The 20,578-nt window shown below is 44.7% G+C and carries 20 protein-coding genes; 12 read left to right on the top strand and 8 right to left on the bottom strand.

Annotated features, from left to right (window positions below):
• The first annotated feature begins 5 nt into the window (after window positions 1–5).
• The 5 genes from rbfA (at window position 6) to ABJF92_RS12765 (ending at window position 4,702) form a co-directional block, all read left to right on the top strand.
• Window positions 6–395, top strand: coding sequence for a 30S ribosome-binding factor RbfA (rbfA, locus tag ABJF92_RS12785; protein WP_446816171.1), 390 nt, complete (start codon window positions 6–8; stop codon window positions 393–395).
• 9 nt (window positions 396–404) lie between these two features.
• Window positions 405–1,331 carry a tRNA pseudouridine(55) synthase TruB gene (gene truB, locus ABJF92_RS12780; protein WP_446816170.1) on the top strand — a complete coding sequence of 309 codons (927 nt, stop codon included), beginning with the start codon at window positions 405–407 and terminating at the stop codon, window positions 1,329–1,331.
• A 111-nt stretch (window positions 1,332–1,442) separates the two neighbouring features.
• Window positions 1,443–1,712, top strand: coding sequence for a 30S ribosomal protein S15 (gene rpsO / locus ABJF92_RS12775; RefSeq protein WP_012068748.1), 270 nt, complete (start codon window positions 1,443–1,445; stop codon window positions 1,710–1,712).
• A gap of 158 nt (window positions 1,713–1,870) precedes the next feature.
• On the top strand, window positions 1,871–3,979 hold the full coding sequence (gene pnp / locus ABJF92_RS12770) for a polyribonucleotide nucleotidyltransferase (protein ID WP_446816169.1): 2,109 nt from the start codon (window positions 1,871–1,873) through the stop codon (window positions 3,977–3,979).
• A 129-nt stretch (window positions 3,980–4,108) separates the two neighbouring features.
• Window positions 4,109–4,702 (top strand): LPP20 family lipoprotein, encoded by a 594-nt coding sequence (locus tag ABJF92_RS12765; RefSeq protein ID WP_446816168.1) that lies wholly within the window; start codon window positions 4,109–4,111, stop codon window positions 4,700–4,702.
• Between the two features lie 58 nt (window positions 4,703–4,760).
• Here ABJF92_RS12765 and ABJF92_RS12760 read toward each other — a convergent pair whose 3' ends face one another.
• Complete coding sequence (locus tag ABJF92_RS12760) at window positions 4,761–5,165, bottom strand: acyl-CoA thioesterase (RefSeq protein WP_446816167.1); 405 nt, start codon at window positions 5,163–5,165, stop codon at window positions 4,761–4,763.
• Here ABJF92_RS12760 and ABJF92_RS12755 point away from each other — a divergent pair.
• Window positions 5,164–6,201 carry a DUF3080 family protein gene (locus tag ABJF92_RS12755; RefSeq protein ID WP_446816166.1) on the top strand — a complete coding sequence of 346 codons (1,038 nt, stop codon included), beginning with the start codon at window positions 5,164–5,166 and terminating at the stop codon, window positions 6,199–6,201. The genes ABJF92_RS12760 and ABJF92_RS12755 overlap by 2 nt on opposite strands.
• An 8-nt stretch (window positions 6,202–6,209) precedes the next feature.
• On the opposite strand, the gene ABJF92_RS12750 is transcribed toward ABJF92_RS12755, so the two are convergent.
• Window positions 6,210–6,533 carry a hypothetical protein gene (locus tag ABJF92_RS12750; protein WP_446816165.1) on the bottom strand — a complete coding sequence of 108 codons (324 nt, stop codon included), beginning with the start codon at window positions 6,531–6,533 and terminating at the stop codon, window positions 6,210–6,212.
• Window positions 6,534–6,827: 294 nt separating this feature from the next.
• Between ABJF92_RS12750 and ABJF92_RS12745 the strand changes: the two genes are divergently transcribed.
• The 4 genes from ABJF92_RS12745 to ABJF92_RS12730 all read left to right on the top strand — a co-directional run bounded on the left by ABJF92_RS12745 (window position 6,828) and on the right by ABJF92_RS12730 (window position 11,116).
• Window positions 6,828–7,892, top strand: a complete 1,065-nt coding sequence (locus tag ABJF92_RS12745) for a GGDEF domain-containing protein (protein ID WP_446816164.1) — start codon at window positions 6,828–6,830, stop codon at window positions 7,890–7,892.
• A gap of 101 nt (window positions 7,893–7,993) precedes the next feature.
• The gene (gene glk / locus ABJF92_RS12740; protein ID WP_446816163.1) at window positions 7,994–8,968 is read left to right on the top strand and encodes a glucokinase; all 975 of its coding nucleotides are present in this window, start codon (window positions 7,994–7,996) and stop codon (window positions 8,966–8,968) included.
• A gap of 20 nt (window positions 8,969–8,988) precedes the next feature.
• Window positions 8,989–10,464, top strand: coding sequence for a glucose-6-phosphate dehydrogenase (gene zwf, locus ABJF92_RS12735; protein ID WP_446816162.1), 1,476 nt, complete (start codon window positions 8,989–8,991; stop codon window positions 10,462–10,464).
• 25 nt (window positions 10,465–10,489) lie between these two features.
• The gene (locus tag ABJF92_RS12730; RefSeq protein WP_445975379.1) at window positions 10,490–11,116 is read left to right on the top strand and encodes a bifunctional 4-hydroxy-2-oxoglutarate aldolase/2-dehydro-3-deoxy-phosphogluconate aldolase; all 627 of its coding nucleotides are present in this window, start codon (window positions 10,490–10,492) and stop codon (window positions 11,114–11,116) included.
• A 66-nt stretch (window positions 11,117–11,182) separates the two neighbouring features.
• On the opposite strand, the gene ABJF92_RS12725 is transcribed toward ABJF92_RS12730, so the two are convergent.
• The 5 genes from ABJF92_RS12725 to rpsU form a co-directional block, all read right to left on the bottom strand.
• Window positions 11,183–12,592, bottom strand: coding sequence for a PhoH family protein (locus ABJF92_RS12725; protein WP_446816161.1), 1,410 nt, complete (start codon window positions 12,590–12,592; stop codon window positions 11,183–11,185).
• A gap of 373 nt (window positions 12,593–12,965) precedes the next feature.
• Window positions 12,966–14,801 carry an RNA polymerase sigma factor RpoD gene (rpoD, locus tag ABJF92_RS12720; protein WP_446816160.1) on the bottom strand — a complete coding sequence of 612 codons (1,836 nt, stop codon included), beginning with the start codon at window positions 14,799–14,801 and terminating at the stop codon, window positions 12,966–12,968.
• A 113-nt stretch (window positions 14,802–14,914) separates the two neighbouring features.
• A complete protein-coding gene (gene dnaG, locus ABJF92_RS12715; RefSeq protein WP_446816159.1) occupies window positions 14,915–16,906 on the bottom strand; it encodes a DNA primase in 1,992 nt (663 codons plus the stop codon).
• Between the two features lie 4 nt (window positions 16,907–16,910).
• The gene (locus ABJF92_RS12710; protein WP_446816158.1) at window positions 16,911–17,357 is read right to left on the bottom strand and encodes a GatB/YqeY domain-containing protein; all 447 of its coding nucleotides are present in this window, start codon (window positions 17,355–17,357) and stop codon (window positions 16,911–16,913) included.
• 130 nt (window positions 17,358–17,487) lie between these two features.
• Entirely contained in the window at window positions 17,488–17,703 is a 216-nt protein-coding gene (gene rpsU / locus ABJF92_RS12705; RefSeq protein WP_009835737.1) for a 30S ribosomal protein S21, read from the bottom strand.
• 396 nt (window positions 17,704–18,099) lie between these two features.
• Here rpsU and tsaD point away from each other — a divergent pair, with 396 nt between their 5' ends.
• Window positions 18,100–19,137, top strand: a complete 1,038-nt coding sequence (gene tsaD, locus ABJF92_RS12700; protein ID WP_446816157.1) for a tRNA (adenosine(37)-N6)-threonylcarbamoyltransferase complex transferase subunit TsaD — start codon at window positions 18,100–18,102, stop codon at window positions 19,135–19,137.
• The gene (gene folB, locus ABJF92_RS12695) at window positions 19,137–19,496 is read left to right on the top strand and encodes a dihydroneopterin aldolase (protein ID WP_446816156.1); all 360 of its coding nucleotides are present in this window, start codon (window positions 19,137–19,139) and stop codon (window positions 19,494–19,496) included. The genes tsaD and folB overlap by 1 nt, the downstream gene beginning before the upstream one ends.
• Here the strand turns inward: folB and ABJF92_RS12690 are convergent.
• Complete coding sequence (locus ABJF92_RS12690; protein WP_446816155.1) at window positions 19,468–20,577, bottom strand: tRNA nucleotidyltransferase; 1,110 nt, start codon at window positions 20,575–20,577, stop codon at window positions 19,468–19,470. The genes folB and ABJF92_RS12690 overlap by 29 nt on opposite strands.
• Window position 20,578: the final 1 nt, after the last annotated feature.

The raw sequence follows: 20,578 nt of genomic DNA, 5'->3' as shown, positions 1-20,578 counted from the left end.
ATATAATGGCAGGCGAATTTAGTCGTACTAGTCGAATTGGTGACCAGCTCCAAAAGGAGCTGGCTAAACTGATTCAATTTGAAGTCAAAGACCCTCGTTTGGGTCTGGTGACTGTCAATGAAGTGCGTGTTGCAAAAGACTTAGGTTATGCAGACGTTTATTACACTGTGCTGGGTAAAGATGATCAGCCTGAAGTGTTGGCTGAAAATCAAGAGGCACTGGAAAGCTCAAAAGGCTTTTTGCGTCGTCGTTTATCACAAGAAGTGAAATTGCGTGTGATGCCCTTGTTACGTTTCCATTACGACCAAAGTGTGGTCAATGGTACGCGTATGTCTGCACTTATCGACGAAGCAATTCGTGATGACCAGACCAAGAATGGCAGCGAAGACGAGTAAGTAATTTACATGGTAAAAACGAAATGGCGTTCAGTAGACGGGATTGTCCTACTGAACAAGCCCATCGGTTTAAGTTCCAATCAAGCTTTGCAAAGAGTCCGTCGTTTGTATCGAGCTGCGAAAGCAGGTCATACGGGCGCTTTGGACCCATTAGCAACAGGAATGTTGCCTTTGTGTTTGGGTGAAGCGACCAAGTTTTCTCAGTTCTTATTGGATGCAGACAAACGTTACGTTACCTGTATCCAGTTAGGGACTCGAACCACTACGGGGGACCGAGAAGGTGAGGTGTTAACGCAGGAAACGATTCCTGAGTTGACCGATACAGAGTTAGAAGTGGTGTTAGATATGTTCCGTGGTGACATTGAACAAATTCCACCTATGTACTCTGCTCTCAAGCATGAAGGTAAACCGCTCTATGAATATGCCCGTCAAGGCATTGTCATAGAACGGAAACGTCGTCAGGTTATCATCTCCAATTTAACCCTTATTTCGAGAACTGCTGATACCCTAACCTTGGATATTAGTTGCTCGAAAGGCACCTATATTCGCACTATAGGTGAGGATATTGGTGAGACTTTGGGCTGCGGCGGTCATTTAAAAACCTTACACCGTGTTTCTACGGCCGGTTATCAGCCGGAAAATATGCTTACGCTGGAAGAGTTTGAGGCGTTAGCTGAGCAGGGTGAAGAAGTGTTGGATGAACGTCTAATGACCATGGATACGGCGGTTGAACACCTTGATGAGGTGATGTTATCGGTGACGGACAGCAAAGATATGTTGTTTGGTCGCACGGTACAAAACCCTACGACATTAGCTGATGGCGCATTAATCCGCTTGTATGACCAAGAAAACTCGCGTTTTCTTGGATTAGGGCAAGTAAAAGGGGCTTTTATCAAGCCTCAACGATTGGTAAATACCAGTGAGTTGACCCTGTAAATAGCAGTGAGTTCTGTAAAAAATAGTGGTAAACTTATGGTTCTAGGATAACTGAAAATATGCTCGGCTATCCTTTACTTTTAATAGCATATTAATTTGGAGATATAGATTATGGCATTGTCTGCAGAATCAAAAGCAGCGTTGGTTAAAGAGTTTCAAGTAGCGGAAGGCGACACTGGTTCTCCTGAAGTTCAAGTAGCATTGTTGACTAAGAACATCGAAGGTCTACAAGGTCACTTTAAAGCTCATATCCATGACCACCATTCTCGTCGCGGTCTAATTCGCATGGTAAACCAACGTCGTAAGTTGTTGGACTACCTTAAGCGTAAAGACGCAGCACGTTACACTAGTTTGATTAAAAAGCTAGGTCTGCGTCGCTAAGACTGAATAAGGGCCATAGTTTTCTATGGCCCTTTTTTATTGGTTTCCCAAGGAGCAGCCTGTACTTCATATGAGTTTTTAGATGAAGAATTTATATGAGTACTGGCTTAAAAAGATGGCCTTTGGGAAAAAGAAAAACTTTATAAAAAGGAATACGTGTGAGTATTACGACTAAAACTTTCCAGTTTGGTAACGACACAGTTACGATCGAAACTGGCCGCATTGCTCGTCAAGCGACGGGCGCAGTGCTATGTACCATTGGTGATGCGCAAGTATTAGCGACCGTTGTTGGCGCTAAATCAGCTAAGCCTGGTCAAGACTTTTTCCCACTTTCTGTTCATTATCAAGAGCGTGCTTACGCGGTTGGTAAAATCCCTGGTGGTTTTCTAAAACGTGAAGGTCGCCCTTCAGAAAAAGAAACGCTGACTTCTCGTCTAATCGACCGTCCTATTCGTCCATTGTTCCCTAAAGGTTTCATGAACGAAGTTCAGGTTGTTTGTACTGTTATGTCTACCAATACTAATTTGGATGCAGACATCGCTGCCATGATCGCGACCTCTGCAGCGCTAACGATTTCTGGTATTCCATTTAATGGTCCTATCGGTGCCGCTCGTGTTGGTTTCAACGACGAGTCAGGTTACGTGTTGAACCCAAGTTACTCTGAGCTAGATTCTTCTCTTCTAGACATGGTTGTTGCGGGAACAAAAGATGCCGTTCTTATGGTGGAATCTGAAGCACAAGAGCTAACAGAAGACGAAATGTTAGGTGCGGTATTGTTCGCTCATAAAGAAATGCAAGCAGCGATTACAGCGATCAATGAGTTTGCCGCTGAAGCTGGCAAGCCTCGCTGGGAATGGGAAGCAGAAGCCGCTAATGCGACTTTAACTGAAGCTTTGGCAACAGGTTACGCAGCCCAAATCGAAGAAGCGTACGGCATTAGTGAAAAAATGGCGCGTTACGCCAAATTGGGCGAAGTGCGTGATGCAGCGGTTGCAGCCTTGGTAACAGAAGAGGGTGAATTCTCTGAAGCTGATGTGACCGGTGCTTTCTCAAAATTAGAAAAACGCACAGTACGCCGCCGTGTTATTGATGGTCAGCCACGTATAGACGGTCGTGATAACAAAACAGTACGTCCAATCAATGTTGAAGTAGGTTTACTAAGTAAGACTCATGGTTCATCTTTGTTTACTCGTGGTGAAACACAAGCCATTGCTACTTGTACACTAGGTACAAGCCGTGATGCTCAAATGACTGATGGCTTAACTGGCGAAAGCAAAGACAGCTTCATGTTGCACTACAACTTCCCTCCATACTCTGTAGGTGAGTGTGGTCGTATGGGTGGTGTTGGTCGTCGTGAAATCGGTCACGGTCGTCTTGCTCGTCGTGGTGTTCAGGCTGTTTTGCCTTCTGAAGAAGAATTCCCGTACACTATTCGAATCGTTTCTGAGATTACTGAATCTAACGGTTCAAGCTCTATGGCTTCTGTTTGTGGTGCGTCTCTATCTATGATGGATGCTGGTGTACCATTGAAAGCTCCTGTTGCAGGTATCGCTATGGGTCTTATCAAAGAAGACGATGGCTTTGCGGTATTGACGGATATTCTGGGTGACGAAGATCATCTAGGCGACATGGACTTTAAAGTAGCAGGTACTGAAGAAGGTATCACTGCGCTACAGATGGACATAAAGATCGAAGGTATCAATGAAGAAATCATGGATATCGCCCTAAGCCAAGCAATGGATGCTCGTAAGCACATCCTACGCGAAATGGCTGAAGTTATCGGTTACGCTCGTCCTGAAGTGTCACCAAACGCTCCTTCTATGGCGACAATTAAGATTGATCCAGAGAAAATCCGTGACGTCATTGGTAAAGGTGGTGCAACCATCCGTTCTATCACTGAGCAAACGGGTGCATCTATCGATCTTGATGACGATGGTACCGTTCGTATCTACGCTGCGGATAAAGCTGCTTCTGATGCTGCATTGTTGAAAATCCATGAAATCACTGCTGAAGCAGAAGTGGATAAACTTTACCAAGGTAAAGTTGTTCGCCTTGCAGAATTCGGTGCTTTCGTTAACATCTTACCAGGTAAAGATGGTTTGGTTCACATTTCACAAATCGCAGAAGAGCGTATTCGTGCTGTGTCTGATTTCTTATCTGAAGGTCAAGACGTTATCGTTAAAGTATTGGATGTAGACGCTCGTGGTCGCATCAAGCTTTCTATGAAAGACGTAACGGAAGAAGATAAAGCCTCTTTCGCTGAGTAAGCTGAAAGGTTTTTCTATAGATTGTGAAAAGGGGGCTATTTATAGCCCCCTTTTTTTTGTTTAATAACCCCAAGGCTTTTTAGCAAAGCAGCTATACTGAGCAAAACTTAGCAACCAGAGGGAAAGGATATGAAATTAAAAATTGTTGGAGTGATGGCCGCTGCGATGGCATTGGCAGCCTGTAGTAAAGACGTCATTGATACGCCACCTGTGGCAGCGGTTCCTGAGTGTGTATTTGCTGACGGTTCTAACCAAGCAGCCCCACTATGGGTCTGTGGTGCACCCGTTGAAGGTGTTGAATTATCTGCGGTAGGTTACAGTGAAAAATCTGCAGCCGGACCTAACTATATGAAGCAAATGGCGGCTACCGCGGCTCGTGTAGAATTAGCACAAGTGCTGAGTTTAGATCTGCAAAACATGGTGAAGCAGTATGTTGAAACGACAGGCGCTGGTGATGCTGAAACAGTAGACCGTGTAAACAGTGTAGTGACTAAGCAAATTACCGATCAGACCTTAATTGGCTCGAAGGTTATTCGTCAAATTCCAACACCAAGCGGCGGTTTAGTGGTATTGGTTGGTTTAGACCCAGAGCAGGCTGGTGAGATGACGCAGGATATTCTTCGTACCTCAATGAAAAATGAAGCGGCCGTTTTCCAGAAGCTACAAGCGGAAAAAAGCTTTGACGAGCTAGCTGAAGAAATTGCGTTAAGTCGCGCCCAGTAGAAGGTTTACTAAGCACGGTGCTGTGGCATCGTGCTTAGTAAATTGATTTAGCCAGTGCTTATTCTAGGTCTTCAAAGATGGGGGTAGGTTTTTTGTTTTCATCCACTGCAACAAAGTTAAAGTGCCCAGTGATGGCTTTGGTGCGAACGTCACTATCAAGTTGTTCTAGGAAAATGCTTACTTCTACTTTTAAAGAAGTGCGTCCAACGTGAACAACATTTGCTACCAGTTCTACCAAAATGCCAGAAGGAATTGGTTGGGTGAAATCAACTTGCTCAGTAGAAATTGTCACCATAGATTTTCTGGTGAAGCGAGTCGCAGCAATATAAGCAACCTCATCCATCCACTGTAGGGCTATGCCGCCGAAGAGGGTGTCGTAATGGTTGGTGGTCGAAGGGAATACCATTTTTGCGACGCGTGTTTCTGATACTTCCTTACGTTTTTCAATAAGTTGCTGTTTCATGAGAGCAAAGCCTTTTCGTCATCTGATAATTTTGTCATTTATTATACTCTTTGCAGCGGTTGGGTGTGATAGTCGTTTTCAAACAAAAGACCTGTTTGAGGACTATATTGCCGATTTAAACCGTTCTCAGCTGGTGCAAATTGATTCGCCTGATACGGTGTTTCCTTTAGCTTATCCTCCGCTTCGTGATCGCCTCCAAGCACTTTCTGAATTTGATATTGGTCTTTTGGATTTCTTGTCCCTACAACAATGTGATGTGGGTGCTGTTGCGGGTCAACGAAACAGTATTCTGGGCAAGGTAATGCCCACGAGTCAGCGGTTTTTATACGAGTTAGACATAATTCGGGCGATTGAGAGTTGTCAGATCCAAGATGAGGGGTTGCTTAACGCTTTAGAAAATGTGGCTTGGCATAAACGGCACGAACTTCCTATTGCTTTCGGGAATGCTGTATTTAATGACACAGGCAGAGAAAGCTTTTTCAGCTTGTCGAATGGTTATTTGCCACTTGATTATTCTACTGCCCATAATCAAGCACTGCTTAGTGCTTTAAACGGCTTGCTTGGTATTGCAGAAAACCTGAAAAGTCTTCCTGTTGTTGATGGAGCGGAATTTGAGCAAGACCTAAAAGCCTTAACAGACAGTGAATATATTGGCCGCTTAATTTTTAGTTTGGTGCAGATAACGGAATATTTAAATGCTGTGACTGAAGGGGTTAATAACATAGAAAAGGGTCAATGTGGGTCTCCGATTCATTATTTGGCAACGCAGTTTGAAGACAATTATGTGCAAAGATTACAGCCTTATATGGCTCGCATTAATCGCTCCGCTTACCAAATATTACCACAACTTATGAAGCTGATTGAGTTGACTGAGCCGCTTACGGATGCGTTGAATGTCTATGTGGAACAGATTTCTCTTAGCGCCGACATAGGTGTATGGGCTAAGTATCAACAAGCCTCGGCTCAACATGCTAGGTCATGGAGTCAATTGTTGGCATCTTGTGGAACAGCCATTGGCGGAGCGAAAAAGGGTTAATAGGAGGATTAAACCCGCATGCTGATTTGATTTTCTAAATTAGCAATGGCGTCGTACTGATAAGCGCTCCCTTCGGCGAGTGGCTCTGCGGCTAGAGCTTTAAGTAAGGCAATGTTGGCTTCAGGATTGTTGGCAATACCTTGAGAAAAATAAGCAGGGCGCGTAATAGCGTGGGGTTGGTGCTGATTCAGTTCGTCATTGGTTTCCATGACAGGAGGGCCAGGTTGAGTAAACAAACTCATAAATAAGGCAAATTGAGCGTCACCCGAAACCGCTTTACCTGCGCGGCTATCTTGGGTGAGCTGAGTTTCAACTATGCCTCTAATGTTCATTTTGGGACCTGCTTATTTAAGTGTATCTAGCTATCGGCCTGGAAGGAGAAATCTTAATCTTAGAGGGCAGTTTTTCTTTTTTGTTAGTTGTTTAGCATTAGTGACTTCACCAAGTGTGCCAAAGGGTGTTTATTGGTAAGATTTAATCATTAAATAATAAGTAATTTGCCATGAAAGGGTAGGCATGTTGATTATGCTTCGTACTATAATGCATTATAGATCAACTGCTTCTTATTTTTCCTACAAAGTGATCCAGAAAGCTGAGCTGTCAAAAACAGGGTTAAGGCATAATGCATGCATGACATTGATGAACTGATAGATAACGTTAGACGTAATGAACAGATCGCTTTGAAATTTTTCGAAATTGAGCGCTGTATTCTGTCAATTGGTCGTTGTGATCAGTTTGTTTCCACGTTAACCAAAGAAGTTCAGAAGCAATTTAATGTCCCTTATGTGTGGGTAAATTTAATCAATGAAGCCCCGCTATCGCATTTAATCGAAAACTTAGAAAAAATGCCTGATCTAAGAGATAGAGTGCTATTTACTAAGCGTCGCTTCATGTTGGATATTATTAAGTCGAGTAACAAAACTGTACTGGTTAACACAGATTTACAGCGTTGCCGAGAAATTATTCCTGAAGTCTATCAAAACATTATTGCCTCCGTGGCGATCTCACCTTTGACTATAGATGGTGAGCTGGTAGGCTTGTTTTGTCAGGCGGATGCCGACAGTACTCGTTATGATGCTCAAACCAAAGACACCTTCTTACTAGATCAATTAGCAATCAAGATATCCATTTGTTTGAGTAATGTGTCGGCACGAGAAAAGCTTGAGTATTTGGCGACAAGGGATCCGTTGACCGGCTTGCTAAATCGTCGACAGTTAGAACTGATGCTAGATCGTGAATTTAGCCGCTCTAAACGTCAAGGAAGAGACCTTACCGTTGTTTTCATTGATTGTGATGCATTTAAATCCATCAATGATACTCTAGGGCATAACTGTGGTGATGAGGTGTTAGAGTATATTGCCAAGCGCCTATTAAAATATGTACATCGCCAAGGTCTAGCATTTCGTTTTGCTGGGGATGAGTTTGTCTTTGTGATGCCGGGTAAAAGTTATGACCAAGCTCTCTTGATTGCCGAGTCTATTCAAGAATACCTGCAATCGAACCCATTACGCTATAAGTCTAACTTGGTTCCTATCACGATCAGTTATGGTGGCGCGAGTGTCACAACTGATGCACCATCAAATTACAAGCAACTGCTAAAAATCGCCGATGAGCGTCTTTATGACTATAAAAATAATCGCAAGAGACTGGTGCCTACTAAGGTGTTCAAGTTCTTAAATCGGTTGAGATAGATGTAATTAAATTACATTTTAAGAGATAATATTTTGCCTGAAAGTGTTTTTCAGTCTTATTTTGTTGTAAAATTTCAAAAAAAATCTATTAGGGTTCTTTTATGTCCCATGCATTGATTGCTGACTTAGGCGGAACGAACGCACGTTTTGCTTTGGTGCCTATTCATGAGTATATCCCTCAGGAAGTGAGGGTGCTGCCTTGTAAAAATTACCGTACCTTTTTTGATGCGGCAGCCGATTATATCGCAACTTGCAGTGTTGATATGAGCCAGATTGATGCGGTGGTGCTTGCTATTGCCGGCCCAGTCAACAAACCCGTTATTCGATTTTCTAATAATCCTTGGGAGTTCACCCGGGAAGAGATACAAGCTTACTTTGGAGACGGGCCAAAAATAGCCTTATTAAACGATTTTGATGCCATTGGTCATTCCTTAGAAGTCTTGCCTGAAGAAGAGTTGGTAGCGGTTGGTGAGGTTACTGACATCGACAAAAAAGCCCCCGCTTGGGTAATAGGTGCTGGTACTGGATTAGGGGTGTCTTGTGTCGTTCCCCAAGATAATGGTCCTAACTTGATTCTACCTGGTGAAGGTGGTCATGTGGATTTAAGTGCCTGTAATGAGCTAGAAGACGATATCGTGCGTTTTGTTCGTACCCTCCATAAAAGAGTGTCGGCGGAGCGACTATTGTCTGGTATGGGGTTAGAAAATATTTATGAAGCCCTCGCTTGGCGCGAAGGTGTGAGTAAGCGTTTAAGTGCACCAGAAATTGGTGAAGCACTTAAAGGCGGGAAGGACCCTATTGCTAAGGCTGCTTTGGAGCAGTTCTTTGTATTTTTAGGCCGAGTAATCGGTGATTTAGTATTAACGGTGGAATCCCGCGGTGGTGTCTATATTGCCGGTGGAATAGTCCCTCGTTATTTAGAAAGTATTCTTAGAAGTGGTTTTCGCGATGCAATGCAAGAAAAAGGTCGTATGAAAGCTTATGTTACCCCTATTCCGACTTTTGTTGTGATGTCTGAATACCCAGGGCTGATGGGGTGTGCATGTTATGCATCCTATCTAGTATCGAAAGCCTAGATTTAGTTGGAGAGTGAAGAATGAAGGCCAGTTTGAAAGCCTGTGATGTTGTAATTTTCGGTGGTGGTGGCGATCTTGCGATGCGTAAACTATTGCCCGCTTTGTACCATTTGGATATGGACGGACTGCTAGCACCTAGTACTCGCATTATCGGTGCGTCCCGTCGTGAAGTGAGCGCTGAAGATTACCAAGCCAAGATACGTACGGCATTGGATGAGTTTGTACCTTCCAGTATTGGTGATGAGAAAACTTGGCCAAGATTCAAAGAGCGTTTAAGCTATGTTTCTGTCAACGCCCAAGAAGAAGCCGACTTCAAGCGTCTAAATGAGCACAAAATTGGTGAAGAAAATCGTGATGTTGTTTTCTATTTAGCAACTTCCCCTGACCTTTTCGGTTCTATCTGTTCTTCGCTAGCAAGTCATGGCTTGAACGATAAGCGCATGCGTGTGGTACTGGAAAAACCATTAGGCCGTGATTTGGCATCATCTCGTGCTATTAACAACGAAGTCATGAAAAACTTTGGCGAGCAGCAAGTGTTCCGTATCGACCATTACCTAGGTAAAGAAACGGTGCAGAACCTATTAGCGATTCGCTTTGGTAATACTTTGTTTGAGCCACTTTGGTCGAGTGCTCACATTGATAACGTACAAATCACTGTTGCAGAAACAGTCGGTGTTGAAGGTCGTTGGGGTTATTACGACAATGCGGGAGCCATGCGAGATATGGTTCAGAACCACCTTGTGCAGTTGTTGTGTCTTGTGGCGATGGAGCCTCCTGGTCGTATGGACGCAGACTCAGTACGAGATGAAAAAATCAAAGTGCTAAAGGCTTTGCGTCCTATTGTTGGCGCCAATGCTTACACCAAAACTGTACGCGGCCAGTACGCTCAAGGCCAGATTAAAGGAAAAGGTGTACAGGGGTATTTTGATGAAGAAGGTAGTAATCCGACCTCTAAAACAGAAACCTTTGTGGCGCTTCGTGCCGACATCGACAATTGGCGTTGGGCTGGCGTACCTTTCTATCTAAGAACAGGTAAGCGTTTAGGTCAGCGTTACTCTGAAATCGTCATCCAATACAAAGCGGTTCCGCACAGTATTTTCAGTGATGAAAGTAACCGTCAGTTACAGCGTAATCAGTTGATTATTCGCCTGCAGCCAGAAGAGAAAATCTCTTTGACTGTGATGAACAAGGTACCAGGTGCTAGCGAAGGTATGAACCTGCAGCCGGTCGATTTGAACCTAAGTTTGACCGAAGCGTTTAATGATAAACGTAGCCCAGAAGCTTACGAGCGCTTATTATTAGATGTGATGCGTAATGACGCCACTTTATTTATGCGTTATGACGAAGTAGAGGCCGCTTGGAAGTGGGTTGATGGTATTATGGACGCTTGGAATCAAACCAGTGAGCGTCCAAAAGAATACGCGTCAGGCTCATGGGGGCCAGCGGCATCCATGGCGCTTCCAATCAAAGACGGTCGTAACTGGCACGATTATTAAGTTTTAATAAAAAAAGGAAATGAGGATGAGTTCTTCTTACACTGCTGAACAAGTAATGACGGCAACACCTGTTGTCCCTGTTATTGTTGTTGATAATGCGGAACAAGCGGTTTCTTTGGGTAAAGCTCTAGTAGCAGGTGGTGTACCTGTACTAGAAGTTACTATGCGTACTCCTGCAGCGCTTGAAGCTATTACAGCGCTTCGCAAAGAAGTACCAGAAGCCATTGTTGGAGCAGGTACTGTCTGTACTCGTGCTCAATATGTGCAAGCTGTTGAAGCGGGTTCACAATTTATCATTAGCCCAGGAATGACGGCAGACCTGTTAGCAGTCGGTAAAGAGTACGATATTCCTTATTTGCCTGCTGTGGCAACGATTTCAGACATTCTATTGGGTATGGAGTACGGTTACGATCACTTCAAATTCTTCCCAGCAGAAGTAAATGGCGGCGTTAAAGCGCTTAAAGCCTTTGGCGGCCCATTGTCTCAAATCCGTTTCTGCCCAACGGGTGGTATTGGTGCGAATAACTTCCGTGAGTACCTAGCATTGCCAAACGTATTATGTGTTGGCGGTTCTTGGATTGTTCCTACAGACCTTGTGAAAGCGGGTAAGTGGGATGAGATCACAGCATTGGCAAAATCTGTGTCTCAATAAGATGTTAGTGCTTCTCAAAAAAAGGGAAAGGCGATCGCCTTTCCCTTTTTTATTGCTCGAAAAGTGCTAGAGGTTCTCTTCGGCAAACTCTGCTAAACGACTCCGTTCAATACCATTTACATGCATGATGCTGGCGTATTTAAAGGACTTACATTTTTCCACTAGGTAGGTTAAACCTGAAGTGAGTGGGGTGATGTACTTGTTATCGATTTGCGCCAGGTTGCCCAAGACGATAATTTTTGAATTACTACCGATCCGAGTGACGATGGATTTGAGCTGGAACTGAGTTAAACCTTGGGCTTCATCAATAATGATGAGGGCGTTGTTGAATGATCGGCCGCGCATAAAATTAAGTGATTTAAACTGTATGTTAGCCTTTTGTTTGACGTAGTCGATACTGCTAAAAGAATGTTCGTCTGCGCCATGAAGAATCTCAAGGTTGTCATCAAATGCTGCCAACCAAGGCGCCATTTTTTCCTCTTCTGTACCGGGTAGAAAACCAATATCCTCCGCCATAGGTGGAGTAGAGCGCGCGACAATGATCTTATTGAAGCGTTTCTCTTCCATGGTGACTTGTAGGCCATAAGCAAGCGCTAGCAGTGTTTTACCAGAACCTGCCGGGCCTGTCATGATCATTAGGTCGGAATTATCATGACGCAACAAATAGAAAGCCATGGCTTGCTCTAGGTTGCGGGGGTGGATCCCCCAAAAGCTTTGGTTCATTAGATTCTGTTTACTAATATCCAATAGGTAGACAAACTCCTTGTCTAGGTTGACCACGAAACCGACAAACTCTTCTTCATCAATGATGAACATATTTAGATAAAGTGTCGGCAAGTTGCTTCTGGCAATCACATGAACCGTGTGGCGACCATGGGCCTCGCTCTTGACACTGTCTACGGTAGACCAAAAACTGCCGTCATACTGGATGTAGCCTTTGCTCATTAAGTCTAAATCATCAAGCACTCGGTCTTTCTTGTAATCCTCAACCCGCTCAAGGCCAGAGCCCTTAGCCTTAATGCGCATGTTGATGTCTTTGGTGACTAGGCAAATAGAAGATCTTGGATTGGTGGCTTGAAGGCTAAGGCCAACATTGATAATGCGGTTATCGTTGGCGTGATCATGATTGCCATTTAAAAACGGAATGTTATCTGTGTTAGTGATCATTTGGTCTGGGAAAATAGCCAAAGACCCTTCTGTGTTTTGTGTGCTGTCCTCTGTGCCTAGCTCTTCCCCCATCACTCGAATAGGAACACCACTTTGCAAAGCCTTAGGTGAGGCATTGCCAACGATTTTATCGATAGTGTTGATGGCCAGTCGAGCTTCACGGCTAACATCTTTGTCTCGCCTGTCTTTAATGACATCTAGCTCTTCTAGCACGGTCATGGGAATAACCACCTTATGCTCGGCAAACGCATAAATGGCTAGCGGGTCATGCAGTAGCACATTGGTATCAAGAACGTAAATTTTTTCCATAGACAAATCTCCTGTCATAAGTAGGACAAGTTCCAATAAGGGTTATTTGACGAATTGATCGGATGTTACTGAGCGTTAAATGGGGATTGCTAAAAGAAGTGATGGGACTGGGGGTAGAGTTGAGTGTCTGTTTGCCAAACAAGCTAGATTGGCATCTGGGGGTAAGAGAATGATGTTCGTGTCTTTTCAGCAAGCTGGACCTCACAATCTGTATTCATACTCTAACTAGAGTGTATGACAAATTTGTGGCCGAATCTGCTGATTTTTTAATTTTTTACATTGCAGGTTAATAGGATACAAAAATAGAGGTGAAAAAAAGACGAAAAAAAACCGCCTGAATTAGGCGGTTTTAGTAGAGGCTTACTTACGAATATTATTCGTCTAGGAAGCTTCTCAAGTGTTCAGAGCGGCTTGGGTGGCGTAATTTACGCAACGCTTTAGCCTCGATCTGACGAATACGCTCACGCGTTACGTCGAACTGCTTACCCACTTCTTCAAGAGTGTGGTCAGTGTTCATATCGATACCGAAACGCATGCGCAGTACTTTCGCTTCACGGGCGGTTAAGCCAGCTAGGACTGTCGTGGTCGATTCACGAAGACCCTCAATAGTGGCTGTATCAATCGGTGATTCAGCCCCGTCGTCTTCAATGAAATCACCTAGGTGCGAATCTTCATCATCACCGATAGGGGTTTCCATAGAGATAGGTTCTTTAGCGATCTTCAAGACTTTACGAATCTTGTCTTCAGGCATATCCATGCGTGCTGCCAACTCTTCTGGCGTTGCTTCACGACCCATTTCCTGTAGCATTTGACGAGAAATACGATTCAACTTGTTGATCGTCTCAATCATGTGCACAGGAATACGGATGGTGCGTGCTTGGTCGGCAATGGAGCGTGTAATGGCCTGTCGGATCCACCATGTAGCATAAGTCGAGAACTTATAGCCGCGGCGGTATTCAAACTTATCAACTGCTTTCATCAAGCCGATGTTACCTTCTTGGATTAGATCCAAGAACTGTAGACCACGATTGGTGTATTTTTTCGCAATGGAAATAACCAAACGTAAGTTGGCTTCTACCATTTCTTTCTTAGCACGACGAGAGCGGGTTTCACCGATAGAGATGCGGCGGTTAATTTCTTTCAACTCTGCGATAGTTAAGCCAGAATCTTTGGCAACGGCGCGAAGTTTCCGCTGGCTGCGCATGAATTCCGCTTCGTTTTCTTCAAGTCCTGCTGCGTAGCCAGCGCCCGAAGCAATTTGTTCTTGCAACCAATCTGGGTTCGTTTCGTTACTTGGGAAGCGTTTTAAGAACTCAGTACGAGGCATGCCAGCTTTGCGTACACAAACTTGCATGATGAGACGTTCTTGGTCGCGTACTTTGGTCATGCGTGAACGAACACGATTGATTAATTCATCAAACAATTTAGGCACAAGTTTGATCGGAGCAAAGCTAATGCTTAGTTCTTCTTGTTTCGCTTGAACGTCGGGGTCTTTACGGTCACGGGTTTCCAGAAGGACTTTCAGCTCTTCATAGATGCGTGAGATGTCATTGAAGCGTAAAGCTGTCTCTTCAGGATCTGGACCGTTATCCGTTTCTTCTTCTTCGTCTGTATCAGAATCATCGTCGTCGTCATCATCTGTCGATTCTTCTTCGATGATTTCTTCAGGTGCAGATTCTTCAAACACAGGTTCTTCACCGTCGCCATCAATAAAGCCACTGAAGATATCGCTTAGACGACCTTCTTCCTCAATGACTCTTGCATAGGTGTCGAGTAGCACATCGACCGCGCCCGGGAAATAAGACACAGCGGCCATAACTTCTCGCGTGCCTTCCTCGATACGTTTCGCAATGGCAATTTCGCCAGCACGAGTTAGTAGTTCTACAGTGCCCATTTCGCGCATATACATGCGAACAGGGTCAGTGGTGCGAGTAACATCGCCTTCTACCGCTGCTAGGGCTGCGGCCGCTTCTTCGGCTGCGGCTTCGTCGGTAGAATCGCCTTCTTCCATAAGAAGGCTATCTTTATCAGGAGCAATCTCAGAAACCGTGATGCCCATGTCGTTGATCATGGCAATGATTTCTTCTACTTGCTCTGGGTCAGAAAGGTCATCAGGGAGGTGGTCATTGACTTCGGCAAAAGTTAGGTAACCTTGTTCTTTACCTTTGGCGATCAGCTCTTTGAGACGTGACTGTTGAGTGTCTGGCATTCGACAACCTATCGTTAGAAATGTATTTGGAATTTTGCAAGCAGCGGATTATACCAAAATCAATCACTTTTATCTAGAAAATCATCGATTATAAGGGTGATTTTAAAGAAAAATTAAGATTTTTTTCGTCGGAGTGTATCCATTAAATCACGTAACTCTTGCTTGCTACTATTATCCTTTATGGATTCATTACCCTTATTTTTCAAGCGCTCAATGCTAGTATTTAAGCCAAGATTTTTTTCGAGGGCCGATATCATGTCGGCTACTTCTTGTTGAGCATTGCTAATTTTCTGCTTAGTCGCTGCATCTTGATGATTTAAAAGACTAAATATTGCCGTTAGAGTAATGCTGTCCTGTAGCTCTGTTAATAAATGGCCTACATTCTTTTTAGGATATTTATGGAAGAAGCGCCAGATTTTGCAGAATATTTGTAAATCTTCCTCACTTCGATTGATCAGCGGGTCGGGTACATCTACTTGCGTGGCAATGTGAGGGTGGAGCAATAAGCAAAGGCTGGCTTGTTTGATTCGGCTCAAACTTGTAGGCGCGGGTGGAAAGTGGGCGGGTGTATCTTGGTTATTTTTAAAGCGCCCCTTGTTACCAAACTTTGAGCCCTTTTTGCCTGAGTTGGACGTTTGCTGCTGGCCCGTATAAGCATCTTGTGGGATACCTAGCGATTGGTATGAGTCGTCATACTCTTCATAGCCCATACTAGGTGGTAAATGATCATCATAGCCCCCTGGTGGGTTTGAATCTGGGGTATTAGAGGGAGTTTGAGGTTCATAGTTGCTTTGACGAACCGCTTTGATGCTAGTGTTGCCAAGGGTGTCGCTGTCAATACCAGATTGTTCACTGAGTTGGCGAATAAGCACAGAGCGAAAAGTCAGCTCTTTCGGCATCTGCTGGATCATCGCCATAGCGTTACGGGCAAATTGTGCTTCGCCTTCTTCGTCACCGAGAGTGACTTGGCTGCGGGCGTGGTCAAACAGCACGTGAGATAAAGAATGAGCGTCCTCAAGGCGATGGTTGAAGGCGCTTTCACCTTCACTGCGAACTAAAGAGTCTGGGTCTTCTCCATCGGGGAGAAATAAGAAGCGAATTTGTTTTTCATCTTGCATGACTGGTAATGCCGCTTCCAATCCGCGAATGGCGGCAGCACGACCCGCTTTGTCTCCATCGAAACACAATACCACCTTGCTCACTAACTTGAATAGTTTGCGGATGTGTTGGCTGTTTACAGAGGTGCCAAGGGTGGCCACGGCATTGGTAATGCCGTGCTGAGCAAGAACAATTACATCCATGTAGCCTTCTACTACAAGGATTTGATCGAGTACCTTAGTATTTTGTTTGGCTTCAAATAATCCGTATAACTCCTGACTTTTTTGAAATACAGGCGTTTCTGGGGAGTTTAGGTATTTGGGTTTTTCATCTCCGAAGGCTCGGCCGCCAAAGGCAATCACTCGACCTCGACTATCGCGGATAGGGAAGATAATTCGGTCTCGAAAGCGGTCGTAGTAATGTCCCGGCTGATCTTTTTTTTCAATCAACATACCGCCACGTAGCAGTTGCTCTTGGCTTTCGGCGCGGGTGCCAACTTTTTTAAGCAGGTTGTCCCAGCCCGGCGGAGCAAATCCTAACCCAAATACTTTTGCAATTTGCCCAGAAAGGCCTCTGTCTTTTGAAAGGTAATCTGTCGCTTTGATTTTTTGGGGGCTTTGGGTGAGCTGTTGTTGATAAAACTGAGCACTTTCGGAAAGTCTTTTCAGTAATTCGGCATTTTGCTCATAACGGTCTGGGGCGCCTTGTTCCTTAGGAACCTCCATACCAGCATCTTTGGCGAGAGTTTCAATCGCGTCGACAAAATCTAAATGGTCATGTTCCATGACAAAGGAGATAGCATTACCGCCAGCCCCGCAGCCAAAGCAGTAGTAAAACTGTTTGTTAGGATTAAGGCTGAAAGATGGGCTTTTTTCATTGTGAAATGGGCATAGAGCACTGTAGTTTTGGCCGGTTTTTTTTAAGCTGATGCGGGACGCAACCACGTCGGTGATATCTGTGCGAGCTAATAGCTCATCGATAAATTGATCGGGTATGCGTCCTGCCATAGTCTTAGCCTAATTGTGCTTTAACTTGCTTACTGATTTGCGCCATGTCGGCACGACCTTGTACTTGAGGCTTAACAATGGCCATTACAGCGCCCATTTGTTGCATAGAGCTAGCGCCCGTTTCTGTAATAGCGGCTTTGACGATTGCAGCAACTTCATCATCCGTTAAGGGTGTTGGTAGAAACTCGCTAATAATTACCATTTCTTCTTGCTCGATTTTGGCAAGATCTTCACGGCCACCGTCTAGGAATTGCTGGTTGGAGTCTTTACGTTGTTTGTTCATTTTATCTAGGATGGCCAATACGCGAGCATCGTCTAGCTCAATGCGCTCGTCGACTTCTACTTTTTTACATTCGGATAAAATGGTGCGAATGACGGTAACTCGTTGTTTTTCTTTCGCGCGCATTGCGACTTTAAGGGTGTCGGAAATATTCTTTTTAAGTGCTGACATAAAATCCTCTCTAAAATTAAAAGCAAAAAAAACGGCTAGTTTAATTAACTAGCCGTTTTTATAAGCCTAAAAGTGTTGTACGTCTAGGCTAACATTTGTTTTCTAGTAAAATGCCAAACGGCAGATTGGCCTAGTACAAACGTTGGAATTTTTTCTGCTCGCGAGAAACTTTCTTAGCGTGACGTTTAACAGCAGCGGCTGCAGCACGTTTGCGAAGAGTTGTTGGTTTTTCGTAGCATTCACGACGACGAACTTCAGCCAAAACGCCTGCTTTTTCACAAGAGCGCTTGAAGCGACGTAGAGCGATGTCAAATGGTTCGTTGTCTTTTACTTTAACTGCTGGCATGTAAATTACCTTTCAAATAATGTTTTAAATTTAAGTGTTCACAAAACGGCGTGAATCATACCCGTATTTATAGGGCTTTCAAAGCGCGCTTTGGTTGAACAGGATGAGATCCATCGGATCATTTTTCTTACCCTGAACAGACTAGATCGCGTCTGTAACGGTTTACTCTTTTTTTAAAGGGTGTCTGCCTTCCTAATTGCTTTCTTGCAACTTGGTGCAAACTCGAAAAATCACCTGCCTTTTAATTTAAACATTGAAAACGCGCGCATTATAAAGTGTTTTTATTCGACTGTCTAACGTTATACCAAAGCTAGCCTAAGGAAATTGAGCACAAGTCTGCAATGCTGGATCTGAATGGGGTACAATGCCGACAAATTACGTTAAGAGATGATTGCCATGAAAGTCTTGGGGTTAGAAACGTCTTGTGATGAGACGGGGATTGCTATTTACGATACCGAAAATGGCTTATTAGCACACACAATTTATTCTCAAATCGCCCAACATGCAGAGTATGGTGGTGTGGTTCCAGAATTGGCCTCCCGTGACCATGTGCGAAAAACCTTGCCATTAATCGATGAAGTTTTAGCGCAAGCTGGCATCAATAAACAAGAATTGGATGCCATTGCTTATACAAGTGGCCCTGGTTTGGTTGGCGCTCTTATGGCTGGGGCGACAATCGGTCGCTCTTTGGCGCATGCATTGGATATTCCTGCCTTAGGTGTGCACCACATGGAAGGACACTTGTTGGCGCCAATGTTGGAAGAAACCCAACCTGAAATGCCGTTTGTGGCGTTGTTGGTATCGGGTGGCCACACACAATTGGTGCGTGTGGATGGTATTGGTGAATACCGCTTATTGGGCCAATCTCTCGACGATGCTGCAGGGGAGGCGTTTGATAAAGCCGCCAAAATGATTGGTTTACCCTACCCTGGCGGGCCACAAATTGCAGCCTTGGCGAAATCAGGCAACCCTAAGTCAGGATTGAAATTCCCACGCCCTATGACCGACAGGCCTGGGCTCGACTTCAGCTTTAGTGGTTTGAAAACAGCTTTTTTAACAGCGGTTCATGAAGCTTTAGATGAAGAGCGTTGTGATGAGCAGTTCAAAGCGGACGCAGCGCTGGCGTTTCAATCCGCCGTGGTAGATACCCTAGTGATTAAATGTCGCCGAGCGCTGGAAAGTGAAGGGTTAAAACAGTTGATTATTGCAGGTGGTGTGAGTGCCAACCAGCATTTGCGTGAGCAACTGGAAAGCCAGTTGAAGAAAATCAAGTCCAGTGTCTTTTATGCGCGACCGGAATTTTGTACCGACAATGGTGCCATGATCGCTTATGCCGGGGCACAGCGTCTGGTAAATGGGCAGTCTTCGGATTTGAGTTTAACCATAAAGGCGCGTTGGCCTTTAGCCGATTTGCCAGCCATTAAGGAAGCCTAATGCAAGATATCGTGTTTATAGAAGGGCTGACAGCCCAAGCTGTGATTGGTGTATATGACTGGGAAAAAGAGATCCAACAAGAGCTGGTGTTTGATCTAGAAATGAGTCACGACAATCGTTTACCGGCGGGGACAGATGATTTGTCTCTCACTTTGGATTATGAAGCCATTTCAAATTACATCTTAAACTTTTGTGCCACAGAGCAATTTGAGCTGATTGAAACTTTAGCGGAAGTCCTAGTGGCTAAGTTAATCGAAGCATTTTCTCTAACCGAGGTGACCCTAACCTTGCGTAAACCCGGTGCTGTCCCTGCTGCACGGGCGGTTGGTGTTAAGATTCGTCGCTTAGCTGAACAATAAAGGGACTGTCCATCTTGCTTAGGGCTTGGATTCGAGCTTCTTTTAGAGCTTGACCCAGTTCGGCGCCACTAAAGCCTTGTTTTATAAAATTAGCAGGTGAAACACTAGCAGCCTGCTGTCTAAGGGCAAGCCAATCTTGTTGCTCTGTTTGGGTCAGGGCGCTTAGCACTTGAATGAGCCGTTCGTACGGTTGTGGTTTCTTAACTGCGCTGACCGACATAATCCAGCCTTCCCATTGCTGTGCTGTCATTTGGGGGCTGCATTGATGCATGAAATGACTGGCTTGCTCGGCGAGTAATTTAAACTGATTCGGCACGCGTAAGGATTGCTGTAAAGTTTGTAGCTCCGCAACGGGGGTGCGGTGGCAAATAATCGCCCAGCGCTGTTGGGGGGTCAAAGTGCCTTCGCTTAACAATATCGTGCAGCTTTGCTTACACCATACCAATTCCGAGAAGATACTTTCTAGTGCGCCAGCTTCTTCTAATACGGAGAAATATTGGCCGCTATTCGAAGTGCAAAGGGCCTTTTCTGTTTCTTTCCAAACGCGTTCTGCACTTAAGCTTTTCAATTCGCCGGATTGGCTAATGGTGCGCATGAGCGTTAATGTGTCTGGGGCTATTGTAAAACCAAAATCATGGAAGCGTGCTACAAAACGTGCGGCTCGTAAGACTCTAAGGGGGTCTTCCGTAAATGCTTGTGAGACGTGTCGCAAGATTCGATCATCAAGGTCTTGTTGGCCATTGAAGGGGTCGATTAGCTCACCATCCTCACTCTGAGCGATGGCATTTATGGTCAGATCCCTTCGCTCTAAGTCCTCTTCAAGGTTAATATCGGGTGAAAAATCACAGATAAACCCTGTATAGCCCACTCCTTGCTTTTTTTCTTTGCGGGCGAGAGCGTATTCTTCTTTGCTTTGCGGGTGTAAAAAAACAGGGAATTGTTTACCCACTTGCTGGTAGCCTTGCTGCTCGAGTTGTTCGGGTGTCGCTCCCGTCACCACCCAATCCCTGTCGATGACCGGCAGCCCGAGTAACTCATCTCGTACTGCACCACCAACAAGATAGGTTTGATAACTTGCCATG

Source organism: Marinomonas sp., from assembly GCF_039940335.1.
In the GTDB taxonomy this organism is placed as follows: Bacteria; Pseudomonadota; Gammaproteobacteria; order Pseudomonadales; family Marinomonadaceae; genus Marinomonas.
This window is presented reverse-complemented; position numbering and strand designations above follow the sequence as displayed.

Bases quoted from the DNA above. Each gene is read 5' to 3' on its own strand.
- ABJF92_RS12745 (WP_446816164.1), top strand. From the start codon at position 6,828: ATGCATGACATTGATGAACTGATAGATAACGTTAGACGTAATGAACAG.
- ABJF92_RS12755 (WP_446816166.1), top strand. From the start codon at position 5,164: ATGAGAGCAAAGCCTTTTCGTCATCTGATAATTTTGTCATTTATTATA.
- tsaD (WP_446816157.1), top strand. From the start codon at position 18,100: ATGAAAGTCTTGGGGTTAGAAACGTCTTGTGATGAGACGGGGATTGCT.
- ABJF92_RS12765 (WP_446816168.1), top strand. From the start codon at position 4,109: ATGAAATTAAAAATTGTTGGAGTGATGGCCGCTGCGATGGCATTGGCA.
- glk (WP_446816163.1), top strand. From the start codon at position 7,994: ATGTCCCATGCATTGATTGCTGACTTAGGCGGAACGAACGCACGTTTT.
- dnaG (WP_446816159.1), bottom strand. From the start codon at position 16,906: ATGGCAGGACGCATACCCGATCAATTTATCGATGAGCTATTAGCTCGC.
- ABJF92_RS12690 (WP_446816155.1), bottom strand. From the start codon at position 20,577: ATGGCAAGTTATCAAACCTATCTTGTTGGTGGTGCAGTACGAGATGAG.
- ABJF92_RS12725 (WP_446816161.1), bottom strand. From the start codon at position 12,592: ATGGAAAAAATTTACGTTCTTGATACCAATGTGCTACTGCATGACCCG.
- ABJF92_RS12730 (WP_445975379.1), top strand. From the start codon at position 10,490: ATGAGTTCTTCTTACACTGCTGAACAAGTAATGACGGCAACACCTGTT.
- ABJF92_RS12710 (WP_446816158.1), bottom strand. From the start codon at position 17,357: ATGTCAGCACTTAAAAAGAATATTTCCGACACCCTTAAAGTCGCAATG.
- rbfA (WP_446816171.1), top strand. From the start codon at position 6: ATGGCAGGCGAATTTAGTCGTACTAGTCGAATTGGTGACCAGCTCCAA.
- ABJF92_RS12750 (WP_446816165.1), bottom strand. From the start codon at position 6,533: ATGAACATTAGAGGCATAGTTGAAACTCAGCTCACCCAAGATAGCCGC.
- rpsU (WP_009835737.1), bottom strand. From the start codon at position 17,703: ATGCCAGCAGTTAAAGTAAAAGACAACGAACCATTTGACATCGCTCTA.
- rpoD (WP_446816160.1), bottom strand. From the start codon at position 14,801: ATGCCAGACACTCAACAGTCACGTCTCAAAGAGCTGATCGCCAAAGGT.
- folB (WP_446816156.1), top strand. From the start codon at position 19,137: ATGCAAGATATCGTGTTTATAGAAGGGCTGACAGCCCAAGCTGTGATT.
- ABJF92_RS12760 (WP_446816167.1), bottom strand. From the start codon at position 5,165: ATGAAACAGCAACTTATTGAAAAACGTAAGGAAGTATCAGAAACACGC.
- rpsO (WP_012068748.1), top strand. From the start codon at position 1,443: ATGGCATTGTCTGCAGAATCAAAAGCAGCGTTGGTTAAAGAGTTTCAA.
- zwf (WP_446816162.1), top strand. From the start codon at position 8,989: ATGAAGGCCAGTTTGAAAGCCTGTGATGTTGTAATTTTCGGTGGTGGT.
- truB (WP_446816170.1), top strand. From the start codon at position 405: ATGGTAAAAACGAAATGGCGTTCAGTAGACGGGATTGTCCTACTGAAC.